19 protein-coding genes are annotated in these 22,186 nt (G+C 58.1%); all 19 read left to right on the top strand.

The features are described from left to right. The first annotated feature begins 10 nt into the window (after window positions 1-10). The 19 genes from AC515T_RS21875 (at window position 11) to AC515T_RS21785 (ending at window position 22,185) form a co-directional block, all read left to right on the top strand. Entirely contained in the window at window positions 11-1,672 is a 1,662-nt protein-coding gene (locus AC515T_RS21875) for a ShlB/FhaC/HecB family hemolysin secretion/activation protein (RefSeq protein WP_496529993.1), read from the top strand. Window positions 1,673-1,681: 9 nt separating this feature from the next. Continuing rightward, complete coding sequence (locus AC515T_RS21870; protein ID WP_496529992.1) at window positions 1,682-2,200, top strand: toxin-activating lysine-acyltransferase; 519 nt, start codon at window positions 1,682-1,684, stop codon at window positions 2,198-2,200. Between the two features lie 45 nt (window positions 2,201-2,245). After that, window positions 2,246-11,413: a two-partner secretion domain-containing protein gene (locus tag AC515T_RS21865; RefSeq protein ID WP_496529991.1), complete on the top strand. Its 9,168-nt coding sequence runs from the start codon at window positions 2,246-2,248 to the stop codon at window positions 11,411-11,413. Between the two features lie 8 nt (window positions 11,414-11,421). After that, window positions 11,422-11,829: a hypothetical protein gene (locus AC515T_RS21860; protein ID WP_490145051.1), complete on the top strand. Its 408-nt coding sequence runs from the start codon at window positions 11,422-11,424 to the stop codon at window positions 11,827-11,829. Window positions 11,830-12,014: 185 nt separating this feature from the next. Further along, window positions 12,015-12,422, top strand: coding sequence for an SMI1/KNR4 family protein (locus AC515T_RS21855; RefSeq protein WP_496529990.1), 408 nt, complete (start codon window positions 12,015-12,017; stop codon window positions 12,420-12,422). Window positions 12,423-12,511: 89 nt separating this feature from the next. Continuing rightward, window positions 12,512-12,856, top strand: a complete 345-nt coding sequence (gene imm2 / locus AC515T_RS21850; protein WP_496529989.1) for an Imm2 family immunity protein — start codon at window positions 12,512-12,514, stop codon at window positions 12,854-12,856. 141 nt (window positions 12,857-12,997) lie between these two features. Next, the gene (locus AC515T_RS21845) at window positions 12,998-13,549 is read left to right on the top strand and encodes a DUF6990 domain-containing protein (protein WP_496529988.1); all 552 of its coding nucleotides are present in this window, start codon (window positions 12,998-13,000) and stop codon (window positions 13,547-13,549) included. 10 nt (window positions 13,550-13,559) lie between these two features. Continuing rightward, complete coding sequence (locus AC515T_RS21840) at window positions 13,560-14,273, top strand: hypothetical protein (protein WP_496529987.1); 714 nt, start codon at window positions 13,560-13,562, stop codon at window positions 14,271-14,273. Between the two features lie 89 nt (window positions 14,274-14,362). Next, window positions 14,363-14,809, top strand: a complete 447-nt coding sequence (locus AC515T_RS21835) for a hypothetical protein (RefSeq protein WP_496529986.1) — start codon at window positions 14,363-14,365, stop codon at window positions 14,807-14,809. 71 nt (window positions 14,810-14,880) lie between these two features. Further along, on the top strand, window positions 14,881-15,237 hold the full coding sequence (locus tag AC515T_RS21830; RefSeq protein WP_496529985.1) for a hypothetical protein: 357 nt from the start codon (window positions 14,881-14,883) through the stop codon (window positions 15,235-15,237). Window positions 15,238-15,294: 57 nt separating this feature from the next. Continuing rightward, window positions 15,295-15,942 carry a hypothetical protein gene (locus AC515T_RS21825; RefSeq protein WP_496529984.1) on the top strand — a complete coding sequence of 216 codons (648 nt, stop codon included), beginning with the start codon at window positions 15,295-15,297 and terminating at the stop codon, window positions 15,940-15,942. A 29-nt stretch (window positions 15,943-15,971) separates the two neighbouring features. Then, complete coding sequence (locus AC515T_RS21820) at window positions 15,972-16,586, top strand: GAD-like domain-containing protein (RefSeq protein ID WP_496529983.1); 615 nt, start codon at window positions 15,972-15,974, stop codon at window positions 16,584-16,586. 54 nt (window positions 16,587-16,640) lie between these two features. Further along, a complete protein-coding gene (locus tag AC515T_RS21815; RefSeq protein WP_496529982.1) occupies window positions 16,641-16,811 on the top strand; it encodes a hypothetical protein in 171 nt (56 codons plus the stop codon). Then, entirely contained in the window at window positions 16,777-17,097 is a 321-nt protein-coding gene (locus tag AC515T_RS21810) for a cytidine deaminase-like fold-containing protein (protein WP_496529981.1), read from the top strand. Before AC515T_RS21815 ends, AC515T_RS21810 begins: the two co-directional genes overlap by 35 nt. Beyond that, window positions 17,097-17,495: a DUF6911 family protein gene (locus tag AC515T_RS21805; RefSeq protein ID WP_496529980.1), complete on the top strand. Its 399-nt coding sequence runs from the start codon at window positions 17,097-17,099 to the stop codon at window positions 17,493-17,495. The genes AC515T_RS21810 and AC515T_RS21805 overlap by 1 nt, the downstream gene beginning before the upstream one ends. A gap of 106 nt (window positions 17,496-17,601) precedes the next feature. Further along, window positions 17,602-17,910, top strand: coding sequence for a PoNe immunity protein domain-containing protein (locus AC515T_RS21800; protein WP_496529979.1), 309 nt, complete (start codon window positions 17,602-17,604; stop codon window positions 17,908-17,910). A gap of 397 nt (window positions 17,911-18,307) precedes the next feature. Beyond that, complete coding sequence (locus AC515T_RS21795) at window positions 18,308-19,915, top strand: response regulator (RefSeq protein WP_496529978.1); 1,608 nt, start codon at window positions 18,308-18,310, stop codon at window positions 19,913-19,915. Beyond that, on the top strand, window positions 19,908-20,600 hold the full coding sequence (locus tag AC515T_RS21790; RefSeq protein ID WP_496529977.1) for a sensor histidine kinase: 693 nt from the start codon (window positions 19,908-19,910) through the stop codon (window positions 20,598-20,600). The genes AC515T_RS21795 and AC515T_RS21790 overlap by 8 nt, the downstream gene beginning before the upstream one ends. 343 nt (window positions 20,601-20,943) lie before the next feature. Then, on the top strand, window positions 20,944-22,185 hold the full coding sequence (locus AC515T_RS21785; RefSeq protein WP_496533174.1) for a glutamine synthetase family protein: 1,242 nt from the start codon (window positions 20,944-20,946) through the stop codon (window positions 22,183-22,185). The last annotated feature ends 1 nt before the right edge of the window (window position 22,186 follow it).

The raw sequence follows: 22,186 nt of genomic DNA, 5'->3' as shown, positions 1-22,186 counted from the left end.
GGCGGCCTGGATGACGGGCGCGTGGAGCGCCGCGCAGGCGGCTGGACCTGAAGAAGAACTGCTGCGCCAGCAAGAGCGCGAACGGGTTTTGCGCGATCAGTTGGAGTCCCGGCCCGACGTGCGCCTGCAGGCAGTACCTGTGGATGAAGGCGCCGATCGCTTGCCCACCAAGGAAAGTCCCTGCTTTGCCATCAATGACATCCGCCTGATCGGCGAGGCGTCGGAAAAATTCCAGTGGGCGTTGCGTGCCGCCAATCCCAAGGATGATCCCGCCATCGGTCGTTGCCTTGGTGGCGGCGGGATCAACCTGACGATGAAGCGCATGCAGAATGCGATCATCGAGGCCGGCTACGTCACCACTCGCGTACTCGCCGAAGCCCAGGATTTGAACAGTGGGGTGCTGGTATTGACCCTGGTACCAGGGCGCATTCGCGAGATTCGTTTCGAGGAGGGCAGCAGCTCCCGCGCCAATGCCTGGAATGCGATGCCGGCCAATCCTGGCGATCTGCTCAATTTGCGCGACATCGAGCAGGCGCTGGAGAACTTCAAGCGCGTGCCGACCGCCGAGGCCGATATCAAGATCGCGCCAGCCCGTGCCGCCGACGCCAGGCCCGGTGAGAGCGACGTGGTGATCGCCTGGAGCCAGCGGTTCCCCGCCCGGGTGAGCCTCTCGGTGGACAACTCGGGCAGCAAGACCACGGGTAAATACCAGGGCAACGTGTCGCTGTCCTTGGACAACCTGCTGTCGCTCAACGATTTGTTCTACGCCAGCGTCAACCATGACCTGGGCGGTGGCGAGTCCGGCCATCGCGGCTCCGATGGCAGCACGCTGCATTATTCGCTGCCGTTCGGCTACTGGCAGTTAGGGTTCACCAGCAGCGAATACAACTACGAACAGTCGGTCGCCGGCGCCAATCAGACCTATCAGTACCGGGGCGAGAGTCGCAACAACGAGTTGCGCCTGTCACGCCTGCTGTACCGCGACGCAGTTCGCAAGACCACCGCCTGGGGCAGCCTGTGGACGCGTTCGTCGGAGAACTTCATCGACGACACCGAAATTGGCAACCAGAAACGGCGCATGGCCGGCTGGCAGTTGGGGTTGGACCATCGGGAGTTCATTGGCGCCTCGATTCTTGACCTGGGCGTCGCCTACCGTCGCGGCACCGGTGCCCATGACGCGCTCAGGGCACCCGAGGAAGATTTTGATGCCGGCACGTCACGTTCGCAGATCATCACCGCCGATGCCCAATTGCAGGTGCCGTTCCAGATCGGCGATCAGCGTCTGCGCTACATCGGCGGCTGGCGCGCGCAATGGAACCGTACGCCGCTGGTGCCCCAGGATCGCTTCTCCATCGGCGGGCGCTACAGCGTGCGCGGCTTCGATGGCGAGAACATTCTTTCCGCGGACCGTGGCTGGACCCTGCGCAACGAAATCGGCCTGTCCCTGGGGCAGACCGGCCAGGAGCTCTACACCGGTATCGACTATGGCGAAGTCAGCGGCCAAGCCAGTGAGTTCCTGATCGGCCAGCGCCTGGCGGGGGCCGTGGTGGGTATACGCGGCGGTTACAAGGGCCTGTCCTATGACTGGTCGGTGGGTACGCCGTTGAAGAAGCCCGATGGTTTCGAGACGGCCAACGTGACCAGCGCGTTCACCGTCATCTGGTCATTCTGAGGTGATCCCATGCAGTTCGAGACGCTAGACATTATCGCCCCCGGCCTGATCGACGAACCCTGGAGCGAAGCCGCGGTGTTCGGCTCTGCCACCTGGTTGTGGATGCACTCCAAGGCCCATCGCGATGCGCCGTTGCACACCTTGCCGACGCTGCTGTTGCCGGCGCTCAAGCATCGTCAGTTCGTGCTCGGCTCCGAGCACGGCAAGCCGGTGTTCTACCTGTCCTGGCTCAACCTCGACGAGGCGGCAGAACAACGTTACCTGCGTCAGTCGCCGTTGGAACTGACCCAGGAGGACTGGAACAGCGGCGAGCGCCTCTGGCTCAACGACTGGGTCGCTCCCTTTGGCCACACGGCGGTATTGCGCCGCTTGTTGCAACGTCACCTTTTCATCGATCGCTGTGCCCGTGCCCTCTATCACCGAGGTGACGAGCGTGGCCTGCGGGTCAAGACATTCCAAGGGATCGGGGTCATCCCCGAACAGGCCCAAGCCTGGTTCGCCGCCCACCCGCTGGCAGTCGAAGCGTAACTCCAACCACTGGTCGTGCGGGCTGGCTCCGCAAATGGAATTGCTATGAACAAGCATCTATACCGAATCGTTTTCAACAAGGCCCGCGGACTGCTGATGGTCGTGGCCGAGAACGTCACCAGCCAGGTCAAGGCGCCGGGGACCCGCCCCGGTCCGACGACGGGCGCAACGGCTTGCACGGCGACCCTCGGGGCGTTGCGCTTTGCCTTGATGACAGCGATTGGCCTGGTGTCCTTGAGCGTGGCGCCGACCTGGGCCGGCACCATCGTCGCCGACCCAGGCGCTCCGGCCGGCCAACGACCCATGGTGATACAAAGCGCCAACGGCACGCCGCAGGTCAATATCCAGGCCCCCAGCGCCGGCGGTGTCTCGCGCAACACCTACAACCAGTTCGACGTCGATAGCCGGGGGGTGATCCTCAACAACGGCACGGGCAACAGCCAGACGAAACTGGGCGGTTGGATCGAAGGCAACCCGATGTTGAGCAATGGCAGCGCGCGGGTCATCCTCAACGAAGTCAATTCCAGTAATCCCAGCCAATTGCGCGGTTACGTCGAAGTCGCCGGCCAGCGCGCCGAAGTGGTAATCGCCAACCCGTCCGGTATCACCTGCAACGGTTGCGGCTTCATCAACGCCGACCGGGCCACCCTCAGCACGGGCCGGGCGCAGTTGGAGAACGGTCGCATCACGGGCTACACCGTGCAGGGCGGAGCGATCAACATCGAAGGCAAAGGCCTGGATGCCCGCGAGACCGATTACACGGACCTGATTGCCCGCTCGGTGCAGGTCAACGCCGGGGTATGGGCCAACGACTTGAAGGTCACCGCTGGACGTAATCAGGTCAATGCCGACAACACCCAGGCCACGCCACTGCCAGGCGCCGAGGGAGAAAAGCCCACCGTTGCCATCGACGTTGCCAAGCTCGGCGGCATGTATGCCGGGAAGATCATGCTGGTGGGCACGGAGTCCGGCGTGGGTGTGCGCAACGCCGGGCAGATCGGCGCCATGGCGGGTGAGGTGGTCGTCAGCGCCGACGGTAAGTTGCAAAACCAGGGCGCGATCAGCAGCGCAACAGCGACGCGGATCACTGCCACCAGCGTTGACAACAGTGGCACGTTATACGCCAAGGGCGACCTGAAGCTCGACAGCACCGGCGACATCGACAACAGCGGCACCGTTGCCAGCCAGAACCACACGACACTGACCGCCAAGACCCTTCGCAGCACCACCGCCTCGAGCCTGGCGGCGGGCGTCGCGGCGGACGGCAAGCTGAGCAGCAGCGGCAACCTCGCGCTACGGGCCGCCACGGTCAAGGCGCAAGGCCAGAACCTTGCCGGCGGCGATGTCAGCGTCGAGGCCGCTGACCTGGACTTGAGCAGCAGCCGGACCCTGGGCCGCAACGTTACCCTGACGGCCAGCACTGGCGATGCCAATCTCAGTGGCAGTCAAGTCGATGCGACCCAGGTGCTGAATGCCAAAGCGGCCAAGACCCTGCGCACCGATGCAGCCAAGGTCACCGCAGGCAACCTGCAGTTGAGCGCGCGGGATGTTTCCAATGCCGGCGGCGAGCTGGTGCAGACCGGCACCGCCGACACATCGATCACCGCCGTCGCCACGCTCGACAACAGCGGTGGGAGGATTGCCTCCAACGGCACCAACCTGAAACTTGGCGCCAATCGCCTCGACAACAGTAAGGGCAAGGCCGAGCACGCCGGCAAAGGCACCCTGGACATCCAGGCCAGCCAGTTGGCCGGCAGCAAAGGCACCCTGGCGAGTAATGGCACATTGAGCGTCAAGGCCAACGAGGTGGTGGTCGATGATGGCCTGACCCAAGGCCAACAGATCACGCTCGACACCACGACCCTGTCCAACCAGCGTGGACGCATTCTGCAGACCGGCGCACAACCCTTGCAGATCACCGCCCGTGAACGCTTCGACAATCAGGCCGGGCAAGTCAGCAGTCCCGGTACGGTGAACTTGAAGGTCGGCACGTTGAACAACCAGGGCGGCAAAGTCCTCGCCACCGATAACGGTGCGTTGACTGTCACGGCCGACCAAGAGGTCAATAACGGCGGTGGGACGCTGGCCGCCAGCGGTACGACTAAGGTCAGCGGCGAGGCGCTGGATAACACCCAAGGCACGGTGAGTGCCGGCGGTGAGCTGCACGCGACGTTCGATCGCTTGAACAATATCGGCGGCACGCTCGCCGCCACCCAGCGCATGGAGATCATCGCCGGGCAGTTGAACAACACCAACGGCGTGCTGGGTTCGGTGAAGTCCGGGTTGCTGGTCAGCGTTTCGGCCGATGAATTGAACAACAGCGGCGGACGCGTTGAAGCGCTGGGCGATATCGAGCTGTCGGCCCAGGGTCTGAACAACCAGGGCGGGGTGATCAGTGGCCAGGCCTTGGACCTGAACAGCCACGGCCTACTGATGGACAACAGCCAGGGCACGCTGAATGCCGGCGCGACCCTCGACCTGCGCAGCGGTGAGTTGCGCAACGCGGCGGGTCTGATCCAGGCCAAGGGCAAGCTGTTCATCGACACCGGCAGCCAGGCGCTGAACAACCTTCAGTCCGGCACCACCCAAGGCATCAGCGGCCAGGACGCGGTGGAAATCCACAGCGCCCATTTCAACAACAGCGCCGGTTTCCTCGGTGCCAAGGGCACGCTGGTGCTCAAGGCCACCGACCTTACCAACGGCAGCGGCGGCCAGATCATCGGCCAGAAGAGCGTACAGGTCGAAGGCGCGCGGGTGGATAACCGCGGCGGTCAGTTGCAGGGCCTCGGCGATGTCCAGTTGGTGTTGGGTGAGACACTCAACAATCAGGGCGGACTGGTGCGTAGCGCGGGCACACTGAGCGTGACTGCCGACGTGCTCGACAACAGCGCCACCCAAGGTGCCAACCAGGGCCTCGAAGGCCGCGCCATGAGCCTGGCGCTCAACACCTTCGGCAACCAGGCCGGTGCCGTGCGCGCCGATCAAGGGCTTTCCATCGGCGTCAGCCAGGCGCTGGATAACCAGGGCGGCCTGATTTCCTCGGGGGCCGGCCTGACCATCACCGATCGCGATCCGATGCAGCGTCGCCAGTCGGTGCACAACCTCGACGGGACCTTGCTCGCCGGCAGCCTGTTGTCCCTCAACGCCGCCTATTACGCGGGCACCGGCCGCGCGCTGAGCCTGGGCGACCTGACGTTCAGCCTGCAAAGTGGCCTGGACCTGAGTGGCCAGATCCAGGCCAATAACAAGGTTGACCTGAGCACCGAGGGAGCTTTCAACAACAGCGGAAAACTGCTGGCAGGCAATCTCCTGCTGGTGCGCTCGCAGACCCTGGACAACGCCGTCAACGGCGAGATCAGCGCCGGCCAGGTTCGCCTGACCATCAACGACAGCTTGACCAACCGTGGCCTGATCGACGGCCAGCAAGTACGTGTGCAAGCGCTGTCGCTGAATAACCTGGGCACTGGACGTCTGTACGGTGATCGATTGGCGATCGCCACTTCGGCACTGAGCAACCGCGATGAGAACAAAGTCGCCGCGACCATCGCCGCCCGTGAGTCGCTGGACATCGGCACCGGCACCCTGGACAACCGCGAACAGGCGATGATCTTCAGTGCCGGCGACCTTGCCATCGGCGGTGCGCTGAGCACCGCCGACAAGGCCCAGGACCGGGCCCAACTGTTGACCAACGCCAGCGCGACCATCGAGGCCCTCGGCAACCTGTCGCTCGATGTGCAAAGCGTGCGCAACACCAACGAACACTTCAGCACCCGACAGGTGGAAGTCAGCCGCACGGCCTTGCAGGAATTCCAGCTCAGCGGTTCGCCGAACCGCTACCAGGGCGACCAGATTTCCCTGCGTAACGATGAGGTCCTTTACCTCTACACGCCTGAGGGTCGCAAAGACAACTGGAACCGCTACGACTACACCCGCGTGGTCCAGGAAACCCAGATCGCCACCTCGGCTCCGGCACAGATACTGTCTGGCGGGACGATGCAGATCAACGCAGGGGATGTGCTCAACGACAAGAGCCGCATCATTGCCGGTGGGTTGTTGCAGGCCAACATTACCAGCCTGACCAACACCGAACTGACCGGCCAGCGCACCACCACCGACAGTGGCACCGCTACGAATTTCTATCGCATCCAGCGCAAGGGCCGGGACCGTCAAGGAACAGCCGTCACGGCCTACAGGCCGGCCCCCTTGATCCAGGACATCACCCTGCAACCGACCGTGTTCGCCCAGAACGCCGCGGGCAACGGTACCGGCACCCAGATCGGTGCCCGCGCCACCCAGGGCGTCAGCGAGCAGATAGCCGCCACCGGCACGGTCAATGCCCCGGTCGACAGGACCTATCAAGTGGCGCCCATCGTTCAGGTCGCGGCCCAGACCACCCTCAACAACAAAGGCGTGGCCGAGCAGATCCGCAGCGGCGGGCCATCCCTGGCATTGCCGAACAACAGCCTGTTCAGCACCAATCCCCAGACCACCAGCGGCTACCTGATCGAAACCGATCCGCGCTTTGCCAGCTATCGCACCTGGCTGTCGTCGGACTACATGCTGCAGCGCCTGCAAGTCGATCCGGCACTGACGCAACAACGTTTGGGCGACGGCTTCTACGAACAGAAATTGATCCGCGAACAGATCGCGCAACTCACCGGCCGGCGTTTCCTCGATGGCTACGCCAATGACGAAGCGCAGTACCGTGCCCTGATCGACAACGCCGTGACCGTCGCCAGCCAATGGCAATTGGTGCCCGGCGTGGCCCTGACCTCCGCGCAAATGGCCCAGTTGACCAGCGACATCGTCTGGCTGGTGCAGAAGCAGGTCACCCTGGCCAACGGCGACACCCGCAACGTGCTGGTGCCGCAAGTGTACGTACGGGTCCAGGAGGGCGACCTCAACGGCTCCGGCGCCCTGATCGCCGGGCAGCGGTTGAACCTGAACATCGCTGGCGACCTGGTCAACAGTGGCAGCCTGGCCGGGCGCAGTGTCATGGCGATCACCGCGCAGAACATCGAGAACCTCGGCGGACGCATCCAGGCCGACAAGGTATCGCTCGCCGCGCGGGAGAACCTCAATAACCTCGGCGGCCTGATCGGTGCCGTGGACAGCTTGTCGGTCAAGGCCGGGCAGGACATCAACGTCATCTCCAGCAGTCGGGACAGCAGCAGCGCCCAAGGCACCCGCACCAACCTGTCACGGGTGGCCGGGCTGTTCGTCAGCGGTGCCCAGGGCACGATGGGCGTGAGCGCCGGCAACGATCTCAACCTCACCGGGGCCCAGGTGGTCAACGCCGGCAAGGGCGGCAGCACGTTGCTGGAGGCGGGTAACAACATCAACCTGGCCACCGTCGGCGAAGCCCACGAGCAAGCGCTGACCTGGAACAGCAGCAACTGGCGCAAGGACGCCAGCCAGACCGAAGTCGGCTCCCTGGTTCAAGGGCAGGGCGACGTGCGCTTGAGCGCGGGCCAGGACCTCAACGCCCGCGCCGCCCATGTCACCAGTGAGCAAGGCGCGGTGTTTGCCGAGGCCAAGCGCGACGTCAACCTGACCGCCGGCCAGAACTACCAGTTCGCCGATGAAGCGCACAAGGTCAAAGGCAGCAACGGGATGTTCTCCAGCAAGACCACCACCACCCGTGACACGATCAGCCAGACCTCGGCCGAAGGCTCCACCCTGAGCGGCGAGCAGACCTATGTGCAGGCCGGTCGTGACATCAACCTCAAGGGCAGCAACGTGGTGTCCACGACCCAGACTGTCCTGGTGGCGGACAACAACGTCAACATCGAAGCGGACACTGACAGCAGCAGCGAACGCCACGACAAGTCCGTGAAGAAAAGCGGCCTGTTCAGCGGCGGTGGCATCGCCGTCACCCTGGGCAGCCAGCAACAAAGCGTCAAGGACCTCACCACCGAGCACACGGCCGTGGCCAGCACCGTCGGTTCGACCGCTGGCGATGTGCTGATCGAAGCCGGCAAGGGCTATCGCCAGGTGGGCAGCCAGGTGTCGGCGCCACAAGGCAACATCGACGTCACGGCGCAGACCATCGACGTCGTCGAGGCGCGCAACACCCGCGAGCGCGAGCGTGAAACCCTGTTCAAGCAGACCGGGTTCACCCTCACCGTGACCAATCCGGTGATCAGCGCGATTCAGACGTCCCAGCAAATGAAACGGGCGTCGGAGAAAACCGACGACGGGCGCATGAAGGCCCTGGCCGCCGCTACCGCCGTCATGGCTGCCAACAACGCCGCCACCGCGGTGGCGATGGACCCGGGTGCGGCGGGCGGGATCAACATCAGCCTGTCGCTGGGCACCAAGAAGAACGAAAGCACCACCACCTACACCAGCGACAGCGCGGCCGGTTCGACCATGACCGCCGGCAACGACGTCCGCCTGCGTGCCACGGGCGCTGGAGCCGCCAGCGACATCACCGTACAAGGCAGCGATATCAAGGCCGGACGCAACGCCAGCCTGCTGGCGGACGGTGACATCAACCTGCTCGCCGCCCGCAACATCGACAAGCAGGAGACCGACAGCAAAGGCAGCAGCGCGAGCATCGGCATCGGCTTCTCCCTCGGTGCTCGTAACGGCTTCACCCTGGACCTGGGGGCATCCGGCAGTCGCGGCCAGGCGGATGGCGATGGGCTCACCCACACCAACACCCATGTCCAGGCGGGCAACCAGTTGCTGCTGTCCTCGGGCGGTGACACCAACCTCAGAGGTGCGGTGGCCAGCGGCAAACAGGTCTTGGCCGATGTCGGCGGCGACCTGAACATCGAAAGCCTGCAAGACACCAACACTTACGTGGTCGATGAGAAGAGCCTGGGCGTTGGCATCAGCCTGTGCATTCCGCCGTTCTGTTTCGGCATGAGTACTATCAGTGGTGCCAGCGGCAGCTTCGGTGCCACGGATATCGACTCCAATTACGCCAGCGTGATCGAGCAATCGGGCATCAAGGCCGGCGACGATGGGTTCGACATTCGCGTGGGGGGTAACACCGACCTGGTTGGCGCTGTCATCGCCAGCAGCGACAAGGCCGTGCAGGACGGCAAGAATCGCCTGGTCACCGCCAGCCTCACCAGCCGCGACATCAAGAACAAGGCCGAGTACGACGCCAGCACCGTCAGCGTCGGTGGCGGCTATCGCGAAGTCGGCAAGGATCAGCAGGGCAACGCCACCAGCGGCGGCACGCAGACCCCTGGCACCGACCTGCCGAAGAATGACAACGACCTCAGCGCCACCATGCCGATCGCCATCAGCGCCAGCGATGATGCCAGCAGTGTCACCCGCAGCGGGATCAGTGGCGGCACCATCGTCATCAGCAACGACGCCGAGCAGCAGAAGCGCACCGGCAAGAATGGCGAGCAAACCGTCGCCAGCCTCAACCGCGACGTGTCCAGCGACCGCGACACCAGCAACACCCTCAAGCCGATCTTCGACGAAGACGAAATCCGTGCCGGTTTCGAGATCGTCGGGGCGTTCTCCAACGAAGCCAGCACCTTGCTCGCCAACAAGGCCAAGGAAGTCGACCTCAAGCGCAAACAGGCCGAGGCGGCCCAGAAAGCGGCCCTGGACCCCAACGCCCAACTCACCGACAGCGAACGCTTGGCGCTGCTCGGCAACGCGCAACGACTCAATGCCGAAGCCAGCGGCATTGCCGACAAGTGGGGCGCGGGCGGCACCTACCGGCAGATCACCACCGCCCTGGTGGGCGCGGCCAGCGGCAATATCAGTGGCGGCAACAGTGCGTTCGTCCAGGGGCTGGTGGTCAATTACCTGCAACAGCAGGGTGCCGGCTACATCGGCGACCTGGTGGCGGACGGCAAGCTCACCGAAGGCTCGCCGTTGCACGCCGCCCTGCACGGCATCGTCGCCTGCGCGGGCGCCGCCGCTAGCAGCCAGAGCTGTGGCAGCGGCGCGGCAGGCGCGGCGGCGTCGAGCCTGCTCACCGGCCTGTTCTCCGAAGCCAGCCCCGATGAAAGCGAATCCCAGCGCGAAGCCAAGCGTAACCTGATCGTCAGCATCGTCACCGGGCTGGCCGCCACCAGCTCCTCGCTGGACCCGGCCACCGCCAACAGCGCCGCCGGCGCTGCGGTGGACAACAACTGGCTGGCGACCCAGCAGTTGGTCCAGGCCGAGAAGGAGTACAGCGAGGCTGACCTGGTGGGCAAAACTAAGGTGGTTGCCAAGTGGGCGTACATTTACCAAAAACAAGAAGTACTGACCCGATTCGGCATCGGCAAGGGCTTGGCGCAGGCGGGTTGGAGCGACGTCGAAGGGCTAGCGCAATTCCTCCTTAATCCGGTTGAAGGGATCAAAGGTATCAAAGCCTTGATCGAGGATCCCGAGGCGCGCCAGAGATTAGGCAACGCCATGGTCGATGACGCCAAAGCCAAAATCGCACGTATCGAAGACGCCCTGGAACACGGCGGCGACGAACGTGCCGTGCAACTGGGCGAGGATATTGGCGAACTGGTCTGGCAAGTCGGCACCATCGCCACGGGCGTGGGCACGGCGGCCAAGGGCGGCGTGGCGCTGGCGAAAACCGGGATCAAGGTGGGGGCCAAAGAGCTTGAAAAAATGGCCGATATGGCCAACATTGCCAAAGCTGAAGCTGCGGCTGGTAAGCCGATGCAGTGGAGCAGCGTGGAGGGGGCGTATAGCAAAAAACTTGAGGGGGGGTATGGCCCTGGCACGACGACTGTTAATGGGAAGGTTGTCGAGAATGCGGGGGAGTACAATGTTGGTGCAAAAGGGGCAGGTACCGCGCTGGAAACAACCAATCCGGTTGCTGTGAGTGGTAGCCGGGCCATCGATAAGGCACAGAGTTACGAAAGTGGTGTGCGTGGGATGTATGGGGATACTGCATTTGCTGAACGTAAATACACGGCAATTGTCGATGGGAAACGTGTCAACGGAGTCGCTGATGAAGTGGCAGTGATCGGCGGGAAACCCACAGCTATTGAAGCAAAATTTGTCGATGACTGGGCTAGTTCTATTCGGAACCCAGAAAGCCTGGCTGGCTCGAAGCCGTGGTCAGTAGCTGAACAGACGAAAATGGTAGATCAGGCGAAGAAATACTCCTCTGCTTTCGATGGCGGTGTTATTTATCATACGAACAGCCGAGAACTAGCTAGTTATTATTCGAAGGTGTTTGCCGGTGCGGGCGTCACAAACTTTAAATTTGTAATTACCCCGGCAGCAAAGTGAGGTGTGAGATGAGTAGTGATCGGGAAGCGTTAGAAAAAATTCTGGGTGGAAAAATTGAGCAGTCGAACGCTCGAAATGTACCTGGTGTTACGGTTGTGGATGGGCAGCAAGTTGTTTATTTTTCGGACGATGGGAAAAATAAATTACGAAAACAATTTAATAACATTACTTGCTTTTCTGAGCCTCCGAATGCTGTTCGCGGAGGGGTAAATGATCGCGGGTGCAAAGTCACACCGCCCTCGGGACCTATTTTTCATGCGATTTCCTATCATGGTGATCTTGATGGTTGGAGAAAAGATATTGAGGCAGGGGCAATGGGCCTTGGTCTATTACTCGCCCAAATCAAAGGTGATCAATTGGTTATTTCCGATGGCCGCTCAATCCCTCTGTCAGATTGCAAAATAGAGTTTTCTTGATCATTACTTATCCTCGATACCGGCCTTGAGTCGGTGTTGTTTTATCGGTGTTAGCCTTTCTTCTTTGCTGTAGTGGAAACGGTGGGAAAGGGACGGATTTATTTGTTGGAAAAGGGGAAGGTTTATTTAATTGTTAGGCTCCTAGGTTTCCAAATAAATATGTCCTCTTTTCTTTGGGGTGAGTTATGAATATTGAAATTGCTGACGTTGTCGCCGAATTAAAAAGTGTTCGTATGCGCCTTCCAGTTGCCCAACAGCTTCCAGACGATGCTCTGCTTAGCGTCTATGAGACGGAGTTGGGTATACCGTTTTCGGACGACTATAAATTTTTTGTAAAAGAGGCAAGTGATAGTATTTTCAATGGCAAGGACGCGCTGCGACTGACGGCGAATAGGGATAGTCCAAGAGAGCTTTTGAATGCTGTCAAGGAGGCGCGAGCGCAGGGCGTTCCAAAGTCGTGGCTCCCTATTTGCGAAGATAACGGAAACTACTATTGTCTTCGTGAGGATGGCTTTGTAGTTACTGGGCGCATGATGGTGCCTCTAATGAAGTCTGGCCAAGCCTCGCTTGTTGGATCAAACAAGCGTGGATAGAAGGGGAGTAATACAGGCGAAGTATCCTAATATTACCGTTAATATTCTGGATGATCAGGATGCTACGCCCGTCGCGGAAGATACCCATAATGAATGAGAGATTGACCTATGGTGAGATTCGGGCTTGGTTTCTGGATGGTTATTATAGCTATTGCAGAGCCAAGCTCAGCCACCAAAACCCATGGCTTGAAGGTGAAAGTGAAGTAGGCTATGCCTATAGTGAGCTTGAAAACTCCTTTGATTTGCCTGTTGAAAAATTAATGCTGGAGGTCCTGTCTCTTGTTCTTTCGGCTGGTCGATCCTCGGAAAAAGCCCGAAAATATCATCAGGATGCTATTTCTGAATTGCTAAAGAAGATTGATCTTCCTCCTGTTCTGGAGGCGCTGCCTCCTGATGAAGCAGCAGAGCTTGTAGGTGTGATCTTAGAGTGTTAGGTTTTTATTGATAGAAAGAACCGCAAAAAAGGGAGTGGTTTACTTAATTTCTCGGCTCTTAAGTTTGTCTGCCCCTTTTCTCCCAGGAAGTGTTAAATAACGGCTTTCCTTTGAGATTGTGGGGTTTCCTGGGGCGAAGTAATGGAAGAAAAAGATATTGTTTCAGTCTTGAGTGAGCAGGGCTGGATCTGTAGCAAGGATGAAGTTGGTGATTATTTTTGTGTCACTGATGTCGGAGGAGTCCAACTTCAGATTATCCCATCTGTGGGTAAGCGCTCGGACCATTTTCGGGTTTCGCTTATTTCCTCAATCTCATCCAAAGAGTTTTCGGAGGCTGTTTCCATCATATTGGGTGATGGCGGTGGTAATACTCCGGTTATAGTTGGAAATGAAGCTCCGGAGAAACTGTCTAGTTTTTCTAGTGATGATGTTATTAGGCTGTCTGAGAACGCTGTCTCTTGGGCTCGCTCTCAGAGTATTGACGAAGGGCTGGCGGTTTATAGGAAACTGCCAACTGAAGCTAAAGGTGCGATGCCTATCCGACATTTGGCGGCTCTAGCAATAGCAGGGGATGCTGGGCGTTTAGACGAATATAAAAGGAATTTTGAGAAAGGCGACAGGCTCGGATTTGTGCCTTACATTACTTCCGATATGATTGATCGAGCCCTCATGATAGCTAAAGAAAGCAAATAATCAGAGCCCCATGAGTGCAGCAGATATAGAACTGTGGTTTTATGCGTGTCCTGATAGAATTTTATCTATAAATCAGCGGCATGCTGAAATCATGGATAGGATGTCTCGGATTGGTGCTCCTTTAGGGGTCGCAGGTCTTGAGCTTCCGGCCGCCCCGAGTTGCGGCGACGGGTTGATTGCTACCTATACTGTTAAGCTTCCCATCAGAGGGCTTCGGTTTGTGGGGGACTATGCGTATCGTGGTGATCGATACATATATGAGGGTAGGGCCTCCAATGACGAGCACTTGCGTTTTGTATTTAAAATATCAAACAAGACTATTGATTATAAGTTTGTTGTGAATGAGCATTTGCCAAAAGTGATTGAGGCGTTTAAGGGGTATAAGGCTCATGTGACCTATGATTTGTATGATCTGTATTATCAAGGAGGGTTGAATGATGATAACTTGGCTTACAATCGGTTGCGTGAGGATAAAACTATAGATGTTGATGGGCGCAACAATATTTATACGCTATTTCCTGCCCAGTTCTGGGATGCAGCCTTTTGTCAGCGTACTCTTGGCTATGGCCCTGATGAAGTCATTGCACGACTGCAAGGCAAGTGTCTTATGGCGGTTCGGCTGATGGATGGGGTTTATTTGGTTCTCAATGATGACCCAGGCATGTCCTATGAAACTTTTGTGGAAATGAATGAACAGATCAAGCCGATCTTGGGGCTGGTCTAGCGGATATGTCTTGACGAGAGGTAGAGAGATTATTTGGGGCGGCTGGGGGCAATGTGCTAACGTCATTAGCCACTGTCCAAGGTTAAGTAATGATCATGCGCTTAGAAGAAGTTGAGAAAAGCCTTGTAAAAAAACTGAAAGTAGCCAATGAAAAACAGCGTCGAAGTGCGGTAAAGGTAGCCTGTGAGCTTGCTTTTCAGGCTTGTCCAGTAGACGTGCCTATTGTCGTCGAATCTCTTAAGCAACTATGTCTTGGTAATAAGCTCACGGCCGAGCAGGTTTCTGGGCTCGATGTTTTGGCTGCGCAGTTAGATGAGCAGTATTTTGACTTGCAAGACAGCCTGAATGAGGGGCAGGGCTTAGATGTAAAAGTCCTTCGGCTGTTTAGTCAGGCGCGTGTTGTATCGGCGCTGTTCTTAGCTGGCGGAGAGGATTCGCTTATGACAGCGACAGAAGCAATATATGAGGCATCATCAGCTGTTGATGATAGGGTTTATGTTTTTAAATCCGTGCTCTTGGTTTTGCCAGAATCTTGATGGGAGAAAGGGGGTATTTAACTGTTCGGTGTTTAAATAAAGCTGTCTTTTTTTTTGTGGAGAGTTTTGTAATGATGTTGAAAGTTGATTTCCCCCAAAACTTGATTACGGATGAGCTGCTCCGACAGGAGCGGATTCCTTGTGTATGCAAGATAGCCAAAGAGTTTGAGGTTTTTTTTGCGGAAACTATTCCTGAATCGTCTGGAGTGGTGTTGGAGTGGGATCGGAAAGAGTTGGAGTTGAGAGCTGTCGCTGGGGCGGGCGGTCAGTACACACATCATGCTTCTGGTTTGATTACCCTGAAAGGCGCTGGGAATGGAGTTTATGAAATAATTGATCTTGAGATGTTTTATAGGAGTTTTGGTTGGTGTGCGATCTTGAAAAATAGTGAGTATGCACCGCCAGGGGACTTTTGGGATGAAGAGTGAAAGCTATGGCTGCGCAGACTTATTGCTGTCTCTGTCAAAGGATGGAAAAAATTAGGCATGAACTCTTTATTGTCGGAATGGTGTGCCTACTGTGAAGGCAAGGCATTTTTTGATAAGGCTCATTTTCTAGGTTTGTTGAAGGTACACAGTAGCGCGGAGGAGCTTAAGCGTATATTTAGCTACTTTCCTTTTTCGGAAGAGTTGGTCGATAGAGCTGGGCGCGTTCTGGCCGCTGGAGAGATGGAAAGCTCTCTTTATCTCTTGCCCAAATGTAGGGTGGAGAAAAGCCAGCTGATACGGTTGGGTGGGGAGTGGTTAAAGGAGCAAGAAAGGGCATGTGGTGTGCTGGGCAATTTGGAAATTTTCGAGCTTTGCCATAATGCTCAAATATTTTTTGTTGATGCCCAATATATGGAGAGTGTGCTTCAGCAAGATATTCCTCATTACTGGTTGTTTGATGAGGTCGGTGATGCAATCAGGGGAAGTAGGATTGCTGAGAGCGAGCAGGTTTATGCGTTGTTTGAGGCGCTCTATGGGGTGGCTGCGGACTATTATCTTGCTTGGTATATTGGGCGGCCTTTGTTTAAGTTTGATATTGATTTAGAACCCTATTTTAAATTCTGGCGGGCTGGCGGAAGGTGTGCTCTTACTGAGAGTGGATTTTTAGTGGCTAACCAGGAGCAAGGTGGTCAGGTCAGTAAATAAAACTTGGTGTTGAGCTAAGGGGGCACAGGGTGCGCGACGAAGATTTTGAGTGTTTCATTAGTGTAATGGGTGAAGCAACATCACATCGGCAGGTGCCTGGCTCCCATATTGCGAAATATCGGGGGGTACTACCGGACGCGTTGCTCACCTATTGGCAGAAAGAAGGTTGGTGTGGGTATGCCAATGGACTTTTCTGGACGGTGGACCCAGACGATTACAAACACCTGCTCGATATGTGGTTAGCCGGTACTGAATTTTCGCAGATAGATAATTACCACGTTATTGCTCGGAGTGCTTTTGGAACGCTGTATGCTTGGGGCGAGAAATACAATCAGAAAATTGTTGTTTCATGTCCGACGGGGTCTATCGTCGCGTTGATGAATAAACTGAAAGTACCTAATAAAGATCCGGATCTAGCCATTCAGACATTTTTCGCTATGTCTGATAAGGAGCGTTATGATCTGGAGGATAGTCGAGGTGAGTTTTTATTTGATCGAGCGCTAGAAAAATTGGGTGCACTTGACGAGCGTGAGGTCTACGGCTTTGAGCCGGCATTGTTTGTTGGAGGGACGGCTTCGCTGGATCAGTTGGTTAAGTGCAATTTGGAGGTTCACGTAACGAACCTTCGACAGATGCGTTCCTGAGTGAGCATGGTAAACGGAAGGGCGTCCGTACTGGCGTCAAAGGAGCGCACCTGAATGGATGAAATCGTTGTTCGACTTGATCAGCACCAGCGTTGGCTTTCCCAGTCGGAGGACCTGACGGCTCAAGAGCTTGGCTTTATTGATGAGGATCTTGCCAGCGACTCATTAAGGGAAAAGGGGACGGATTTATTTGTTGGTAAAGGAGCGGATTTATTTAATTGTTAGGCTCCTAGGCTTCCAAATAAATCTGTCCCCTTTTCTGTCTAACGCAAATATGGCAACTGCACATGCGGAAATTGGGGTCATACAGCAAGCCTACGATGACGGGAAAACCCAAGGGGGCGCTATGACTCTAAAAGTTGAGGGGCAAGCTGTGTGTGGTTATTGCCGAGGAGATATTGCAGCGGCTGCGGAGAAGGCCGGCTTAAAGTCTCTTGAGATTAATGAGATTGCTACGGGTAAAACGTTATATTGGAGACCCGGTATGCGTTTTGTTAAGGAGCTAAATTAATGAAGAACTATACTTTATCGTGGGTGGTTGGTGTCGGTGATCAAGCGAAGGGAGGAAATAAGAAACTGCCTGCTTGGCAAGATGTTCAATTTCATTTAGATGAAGTTGAGAAGGCGGGCGGTTCTCTTACCTTGAATGTTGTCGACGGCCCGGATGTGGGTCCACAGTTGTTGCAAATTTTTTCGGATAATGGTAGGTGTGTTTTGTCTTTGGGTGAAGATGATGGTGAGGATTATGTTGTGCGTTCTTATTTTAATTCAGAGCTTAAAGGTAATGAATATGAAGTTCTAGGTAATAATTGGAGTGGTGAACTGGTCTGCTTGAATTTTTCCGTCGTAAAAGATGCGTTTGAAGAGTTTTTTCTGACCGGTAATGTTAGTCGAAGTTTGTTGAGGTGAGCGTTTGAGGGAATTGGGAAAAGGGGGCGGATTTATTTGTTGGAAAGGTGGCGGATTTGTTTAATTGTTAGTCTCCTAGGTTTCCAAATAAATCTGTCCCCTTTTCTTGGGTGCCAAGTCCGGCTCTGATCCTCAGGCCGTCAGTTACAGACATCCCTATTGGTACACCTATGGCGATGAAAACTTCGAAGGCGGCGCTTATTTTGGTCGTTGGTGCGTGGAGGCCGTGGCGGCGGTCAAGGCTTTCGATATGGACGACTCACAGTGCTTGGGGCTTGAGCATTACCCAGGGGACTTATTGAGGCCCAATGGTCCGAGTACACATTCGGCGAGGCAGGAAGTTGAACCGCCTGTTGCGGTGGCTGTGGAGAATAAGGTGGGTTTTCGGTCGAAATTGTTGGGACGTCGCAATTGAGCCATCTGCGCTGATTGGTGGAGGAAGCCTCATATCACCTTTCGTGGCGAGGGAGCTTGCTCCCGCTCGGTTGCGTAGCAGCCGCCAAAAAACAGGTCCGCTGCGCGGCCCAGCGGGAGCAAGCTCCCTCGCCACGGGGGGGCAGCCAGGTCTCTGCACTCGGTTTCTCCCCACCTTCCCCTTAACGGAACGCCATCTCCTGCCGATAACCCGATGAGCCCGGTTGTCTTCTGCGTTTTGGCTCGCAATGTGTGTCACGACACAGCCAGGCCAAGCGGTTGCTGAAATCCCTTGAACGTTGCTGGCTGGTGGCTATCATCTGCGCGCCTCGGGGCTGTGACACGGCGTTTCGTTGTTATGCCATTGGGTTATTTTCTTACTTGCCTGGACATCCTCGATGCTGGCGTACCACCAAAAAAGTTTTCTGATCGTCGATGATTTCTCGGATTTCCGCAGTTCGATCCGCTCCATGCTGCGTGAGCTGGGCGTCAAGGACGTGGACACCGCCGACACCGGTGAAGTGGCGCTGCGCATGTGCTCGCAGAAGCGCTATGACTTCATCCTGCAGGACTATCACCTGGGCGACGGGCGCAAGAATGGCCAGCAGGTGCTTGAGGACCTGATGGTCGAGAAGTTGATCAGCCATGAAAGTGTCTTCCTCATGGTGACCGCCGAGACCAGCCAGGCGATGGTGCTCAGTGCCCTGGAGCATGAGCCGGATGCGTACCTGACCAAACCGTTCAACCGCTCCGGCCTGGCCCAGCGGCTGGAGCGGCTCGAGCAGCGCAAGACCCTGCTCAAGCCGATCCTGCAGGCCCTGGATCGTGGCAAGCCGATGGAAGTGCTCAACGCCTGCATCGCCCTGTGCAAGCAAGACCCACGCTACGGGCCGTTGTGCCTGCGTTATCGGGCCGATGCGTTGCGTGACCTGAATCAGAACGAGGCCCTGGAGCGACTGTACAACTCCATCATCGCGGATCGCCCGTTGCCGTGGGCCTACGCGGGGCTGGGCAAGTTGATGTTCAAGCGCGGCCAGGTGGGACAGGCCAAGGCCGTTTATGAAAAGGCCCTGAAAGTCTTTCCGATGATGCCGGCGTTGTACGACGGCATGGCTGAAGTATTGGTGGCCGAAGGTGACACCAAACAGGCGCAGCACGTGCTGGAAGAGGCGGTGCGCCTGTCGCCGCTGGCCGTGCGCCGCCAATCGTTGCTGGGCAAGCTGGCAATGACCAACGAAGACTACGACACGGCGTCCAAGGCCTATCGCCAGGCGGTCGGGCAGGGCGCGCAGTCGCGCTTCAAGGACCCGGAAAGCAACCTCGGCCTGGCCCATGCGCTGATCAGCAAGGGCAGCGAAAAAGGCCTCGACACCCGGACGCGGCTGGAGATCAACACCACGCTCAGCGCCGTGGCGAAGGAGAACCTCAACGACCCGGGTCTGCAGGTGCGGGCGCGGCTGATGAAGGCCACCAGCCTGTTGCTCAACGATGCCGAAACCGCCGAGAAGCTCACCGAACAAGCCTTGCAGCGCCTCGATGGCATGGAGCAGTTCATGAGCGCCGAGGCCGCGTTGCTGGTGGCCAAGCAGTTGCAAATGCTCGGACAGACCAGCGCCGGCGAGTCGATGCTCAAGAACTGCGCGGAAATCTACGGTGATGACCCGACGGTGATGCAAGGCATCGCCAAGCTGACCGACGACCCGAACATCCTCAACCAGGGCAATGCCGCCGCCGAGCTGAACCGCGAAGGCGTGCGGGTCTACAAGACCGGCGCGTTGCCGGAGGCACGGGAGCTGTTCCGCCGCGCGCTGAAGATGCAACCGAAGAACATCAGTATTGCCCTGAACATGGCGCAATCGCTGCTGCATGGCACCGACACCAGCGTGGAGTCGGAACTGCTGCAGGAGTGCCGCGCCTGCCTGAAACTGGTGGGCATGATGCCCGACTCCGATGCGCGTTTTGCGCGTTATCAAAAACTGCGAAGCAAGGCATTTGGCGATGAATGACAGCGAACAGGCCCTCGATTTTTCCACGGTGATCGCGTCGACCGTGCACGACATGAAAAACTCCCTGACCTTGCTCATGCAGGCGCATGGACAATGGCTCGAGCGCTTGCCCGAATCCGAGCGTCAGACCTCGGAGCAAGGTGTCATCGAGTTCGAGTTCGCCCATCTCAATGGCCTCATGGTGCAGTTGCTGGGGCTGTACAAGCTCGGCGTCAACCAGTTGCCGCTGCACCCGGCCTACCACGAGCTGGACGATTTCATCGAGGCGCAGCTGGCCGGCCATCAGGACGTCTTCCGCAGCCGCGGGATCATGGCCACCTACGACGTCGATCCGCTCAGCCCCTTGGGCTTTTTCGACCGTGAGCTGGTGGCCTCGGTGCTCGACAACTGCATCAACAACGCTATTCGCCATGCGCGTCAGGCGCTGCTGATCAGCGTGAGTGATGAGGCCGGGCAACTGGTGCTGACCATCAATGACGACGGCGACGGTTACCCGCCGCAGATGATCGAGCGTCAGGCCGAGTATGTGCAGGGCATCAACCACAGCAGCGGCAGCACCGGGCTGGGCCTGTACTTCGCCGCGCGAATCGCCGGGCTGCATCAGCGCGGCGGTGTGAGCGGGCGGACCGAGATTGCCAATGGCGGGGTGTTGGGCGGTGGGGTGTTCCGGCTTTACCTGCCCTGAACATGCCTGCGCAATAGCCCTACCAACATAAGTCCCCCTGTGGGAGCGAGCTTGCTCGCGATGGCGTCGGGTCAGCCAACACGCGTGCTGACTGATACACCGCCATCGCGAGCAAGCTCGCTCCCACAATGTATTCCAAAAGCTTGGGGTTTATTGTCCTAGGGCGCTTGATATTCCGAACAGCCGGAGCCTATTTTGTACGGGTTGCCGTTCGCGGCTCGCACATAACAAGGATTGCGTCATGACGACCGATGGCCAGCGTTCACTCGCGCAGCGACTGACGGGCATTGATGAGATTGAATGTGTCACGCCGGATTTGAACGGCGTGCCGCGGGGCAAGGTGATGACCGCCGAGGGTTTCCTCGAAGGCCGGCGGTTGCAGCTGGCGCGGGGCGTGCTGCTGCAATGCATCATGGGTGGTTATCCGCCATCGCGTTTCTACGGCAGCGACGACGGCGACCTGGCGCTGGTGGCCGACCCGAAACAGATCCACCGTCTGCCCTGGAGCCAACAGCCCCGTGCCTTGGCGATCTGCGACGCCGACGAACTGACCGGTGACAGCTCCCGGCTCTCGACGCGCGGCCAGCTCAAGGCCGTTGTCGCACGCTATGCCGCCCTTGGCCTGGCGCCGGTGGTGGCGACCGAGCTGGAGTTCTTCGTGTTCGCCCCCAATCCGGACCCGGCCCAGCCGTTCCAGCCGCCGATGGGCCTGGATGGCCGTCGCGAAGACGGCCACTCGGCGTTCAGCGTCAGTTCCAACAATGGCCTGCGCCCGTTCTTCAGCGAAGTCTATGCCTGCATGGCGGCGCTGGGCTTGCCTCGCGACACCTTCATGCATGAAATGGGCGTGAGCCAGTTCGAGATCAATCTACTCCACGGCGACCCGCTGTTGCTGGCCGACCAGACCTTCCTGTTCAAGCACCTGCTCAAGGAAGTGGCCCTCAAGCACGGCCTGACCGTGGTCTGCATGGCCAAGCCCCTGGCCCATACGGCGGGCAGTTCGATGCATATCCACCAGAGCGTCGTCGAGACGGGCAGCGGCCGCAACGTCTTCAGCGACGAAGCGGGCGAACCGACGGCCACTTTCCGGCATTTCATCGGGGGGCAACAGGCGTGCCTGGCGGACTTCACCGCGTTGTTCGCGCCGAACGTGAACTCCTACCAGCGGCTGTGCCATCCGTTCGCCTCACCGAACAATGCCTGTTGGTCCCATGACAATCGTTCGGCCGGGCTGCGGATTCCCGCCAGCTCGCCGATGGCCCGGCGGGTCGAGAACCGCTTGCCCGGGGCCGATGCCAACCCCTACCTGGCGATTGCCGCCAGCCTGGCCGCCGGGCTGTATGGGATCGAACATTGCCTGGAGCCGAGCGCGGCGATCCAGGGCGAATTCGAAGTGCCGGACAATCTGTCGCTGCCATGTACCTTGCATGCCGCCCTGGAGCGTCTGAAGCGTAGTCATCTGGCGAAGGAACTGTTCGGCACGGAGTTCATCGAAGGCTACATCGCTTCCAAGACCCTGGAGCTGACCAGCTTCTTCGATGAAATCACCCCCTGGGAGCGACGTGTCCTGGCGGCCCAGGCATAAA

It is taken from the genome of Pseudomonas sp. FSO-7, from assembly GCF_059579345.1.
The sequence above is the reverse complement of the archived record's forward strand: the minus strand, read 5'-3'. Positions and strand labels throughout refer to the sequence as shown.

What these genes read in the sequence shown, in the direction of transcription:
- AC515T_RS21830 (WP_496529985.1), top strand. Translation starts at nt 14,881, where the DNA reads ATGATGTTGAAAGTTGATTTCCCCCAAAACTTGATTACGGATGAGCTG.
- AC515T_RS21855 (WP_496529990.1), top strand. Translation starts at nt 12,015, where the DNA reads ATGAATATTGAAATTGCTGACGTTGTCGCCGAATTAAAAAGTGTTCGT.
- AC515T_RS21785 (WP_496533174.1), top strand. Translation starts at nt 20,944, where the DNA reads ATGACCGCCGAGGGTTTCCTCGAAGGCCGGCGGTTGCAGCTGGCGCGG.
- AC515T_RS21835 (WP_496529986.1), top strand. Translation starts at nt 14,363, where the DNA reads ATGATCATGCGCTTAGAAGAAGTTGAGAAAAGCCTTGTAAAAAAACTG.
- AC515T_RS21815 (WP_496529982.1), top strand. Translation starts at nt 16,641, where the DNA reads ATGGATGAAATCGTTGTTCGACTTGATCAGCACCAGCGTTGGCTTTCC.
- AC515T_RS21790 (WP_496529977.1), top strand. Translation starts at nt 19,908, where the DNA reads ATGAATGACAGCGAACAGGCCCTCGATTTTTCCACGGTGATCGCGTCG.
- AC515T_RS21795 (WP_496529978.1), top strand. Translation starts at nt 18,308, where the DNA reads ATGCTGGCGTACCACCAAAAAAGTTTTCTGATCGTCGATGATTTCTCG.
- AC515T_RS21870 (WP_496529992.1), top strand. Translation starts at nt 1,682, where the DNA reads ATGCAGTTCGAGACGCTAGACATTATCGCCCCCGGCCTGATCGACGAA.
- AC515T_RS21845 (WP_496529988.1), top strand. Translation starts at nt 12,998, where the DNA reads ATGGAAGAAAAAGATATTGTTTCAGTCTTGAGTGAGCAGGGCTGGATC.
- AC515T_RS21865 (WP_496529991.1), top strand. Translation starts at nt 2,246, where the DNA reads ATGAACAAGCATCTATACCGAATCGTTTTCAACAAGGCCCGCGGACTG.
- AC515T_RS21825 (WP_496529984.1), top strand. Translation starts at nt 15,295, where the DNA reads ATGAACTCTTTATTGTCGGAATGGTGTGCCTACTGTGAAGGCAAGGCA.
- imm2 (WP_496529989.1), top strand. Translation starts at nt 12,512, where the DNA reads ATGAATGAGAGATTGACCTATGGTGAGATTCGGGCTTGGTTTCTGGAT.
- AC515T_RS21805 (WP_496529980.1), top strand. Translation starts at nt 17,097, where the DNA reads ATGAAGAACTATACTTTATCGTGGGTGGTTGGTGTCGGTGATCAAGCG.
- AC515T_RS21860 (WP_490145051.1), top strand. Translation starts at nt 11,422, where the DNA reads ATGAGTAGTGATCGGGAAGCGTTAGAAAAAATTCTGGGTGGAAAAATT.
- AC515T_RS21840 (WP_496529987.1), top strand. Translation starts at nt 13,560, where the DNA reads ATGAGTGCAGCAGATATAGAACTGTGGTTTTATGCGTGTCCTGATAGA.
- AC515T_RS21875 (WP_496529993.1), top strand. Translation starts at nt 11, where the DNA reads ATGACGGGCGCGTGGAGCGCCGCGCAGGCGGCTGGACCTGAAGAAGAA.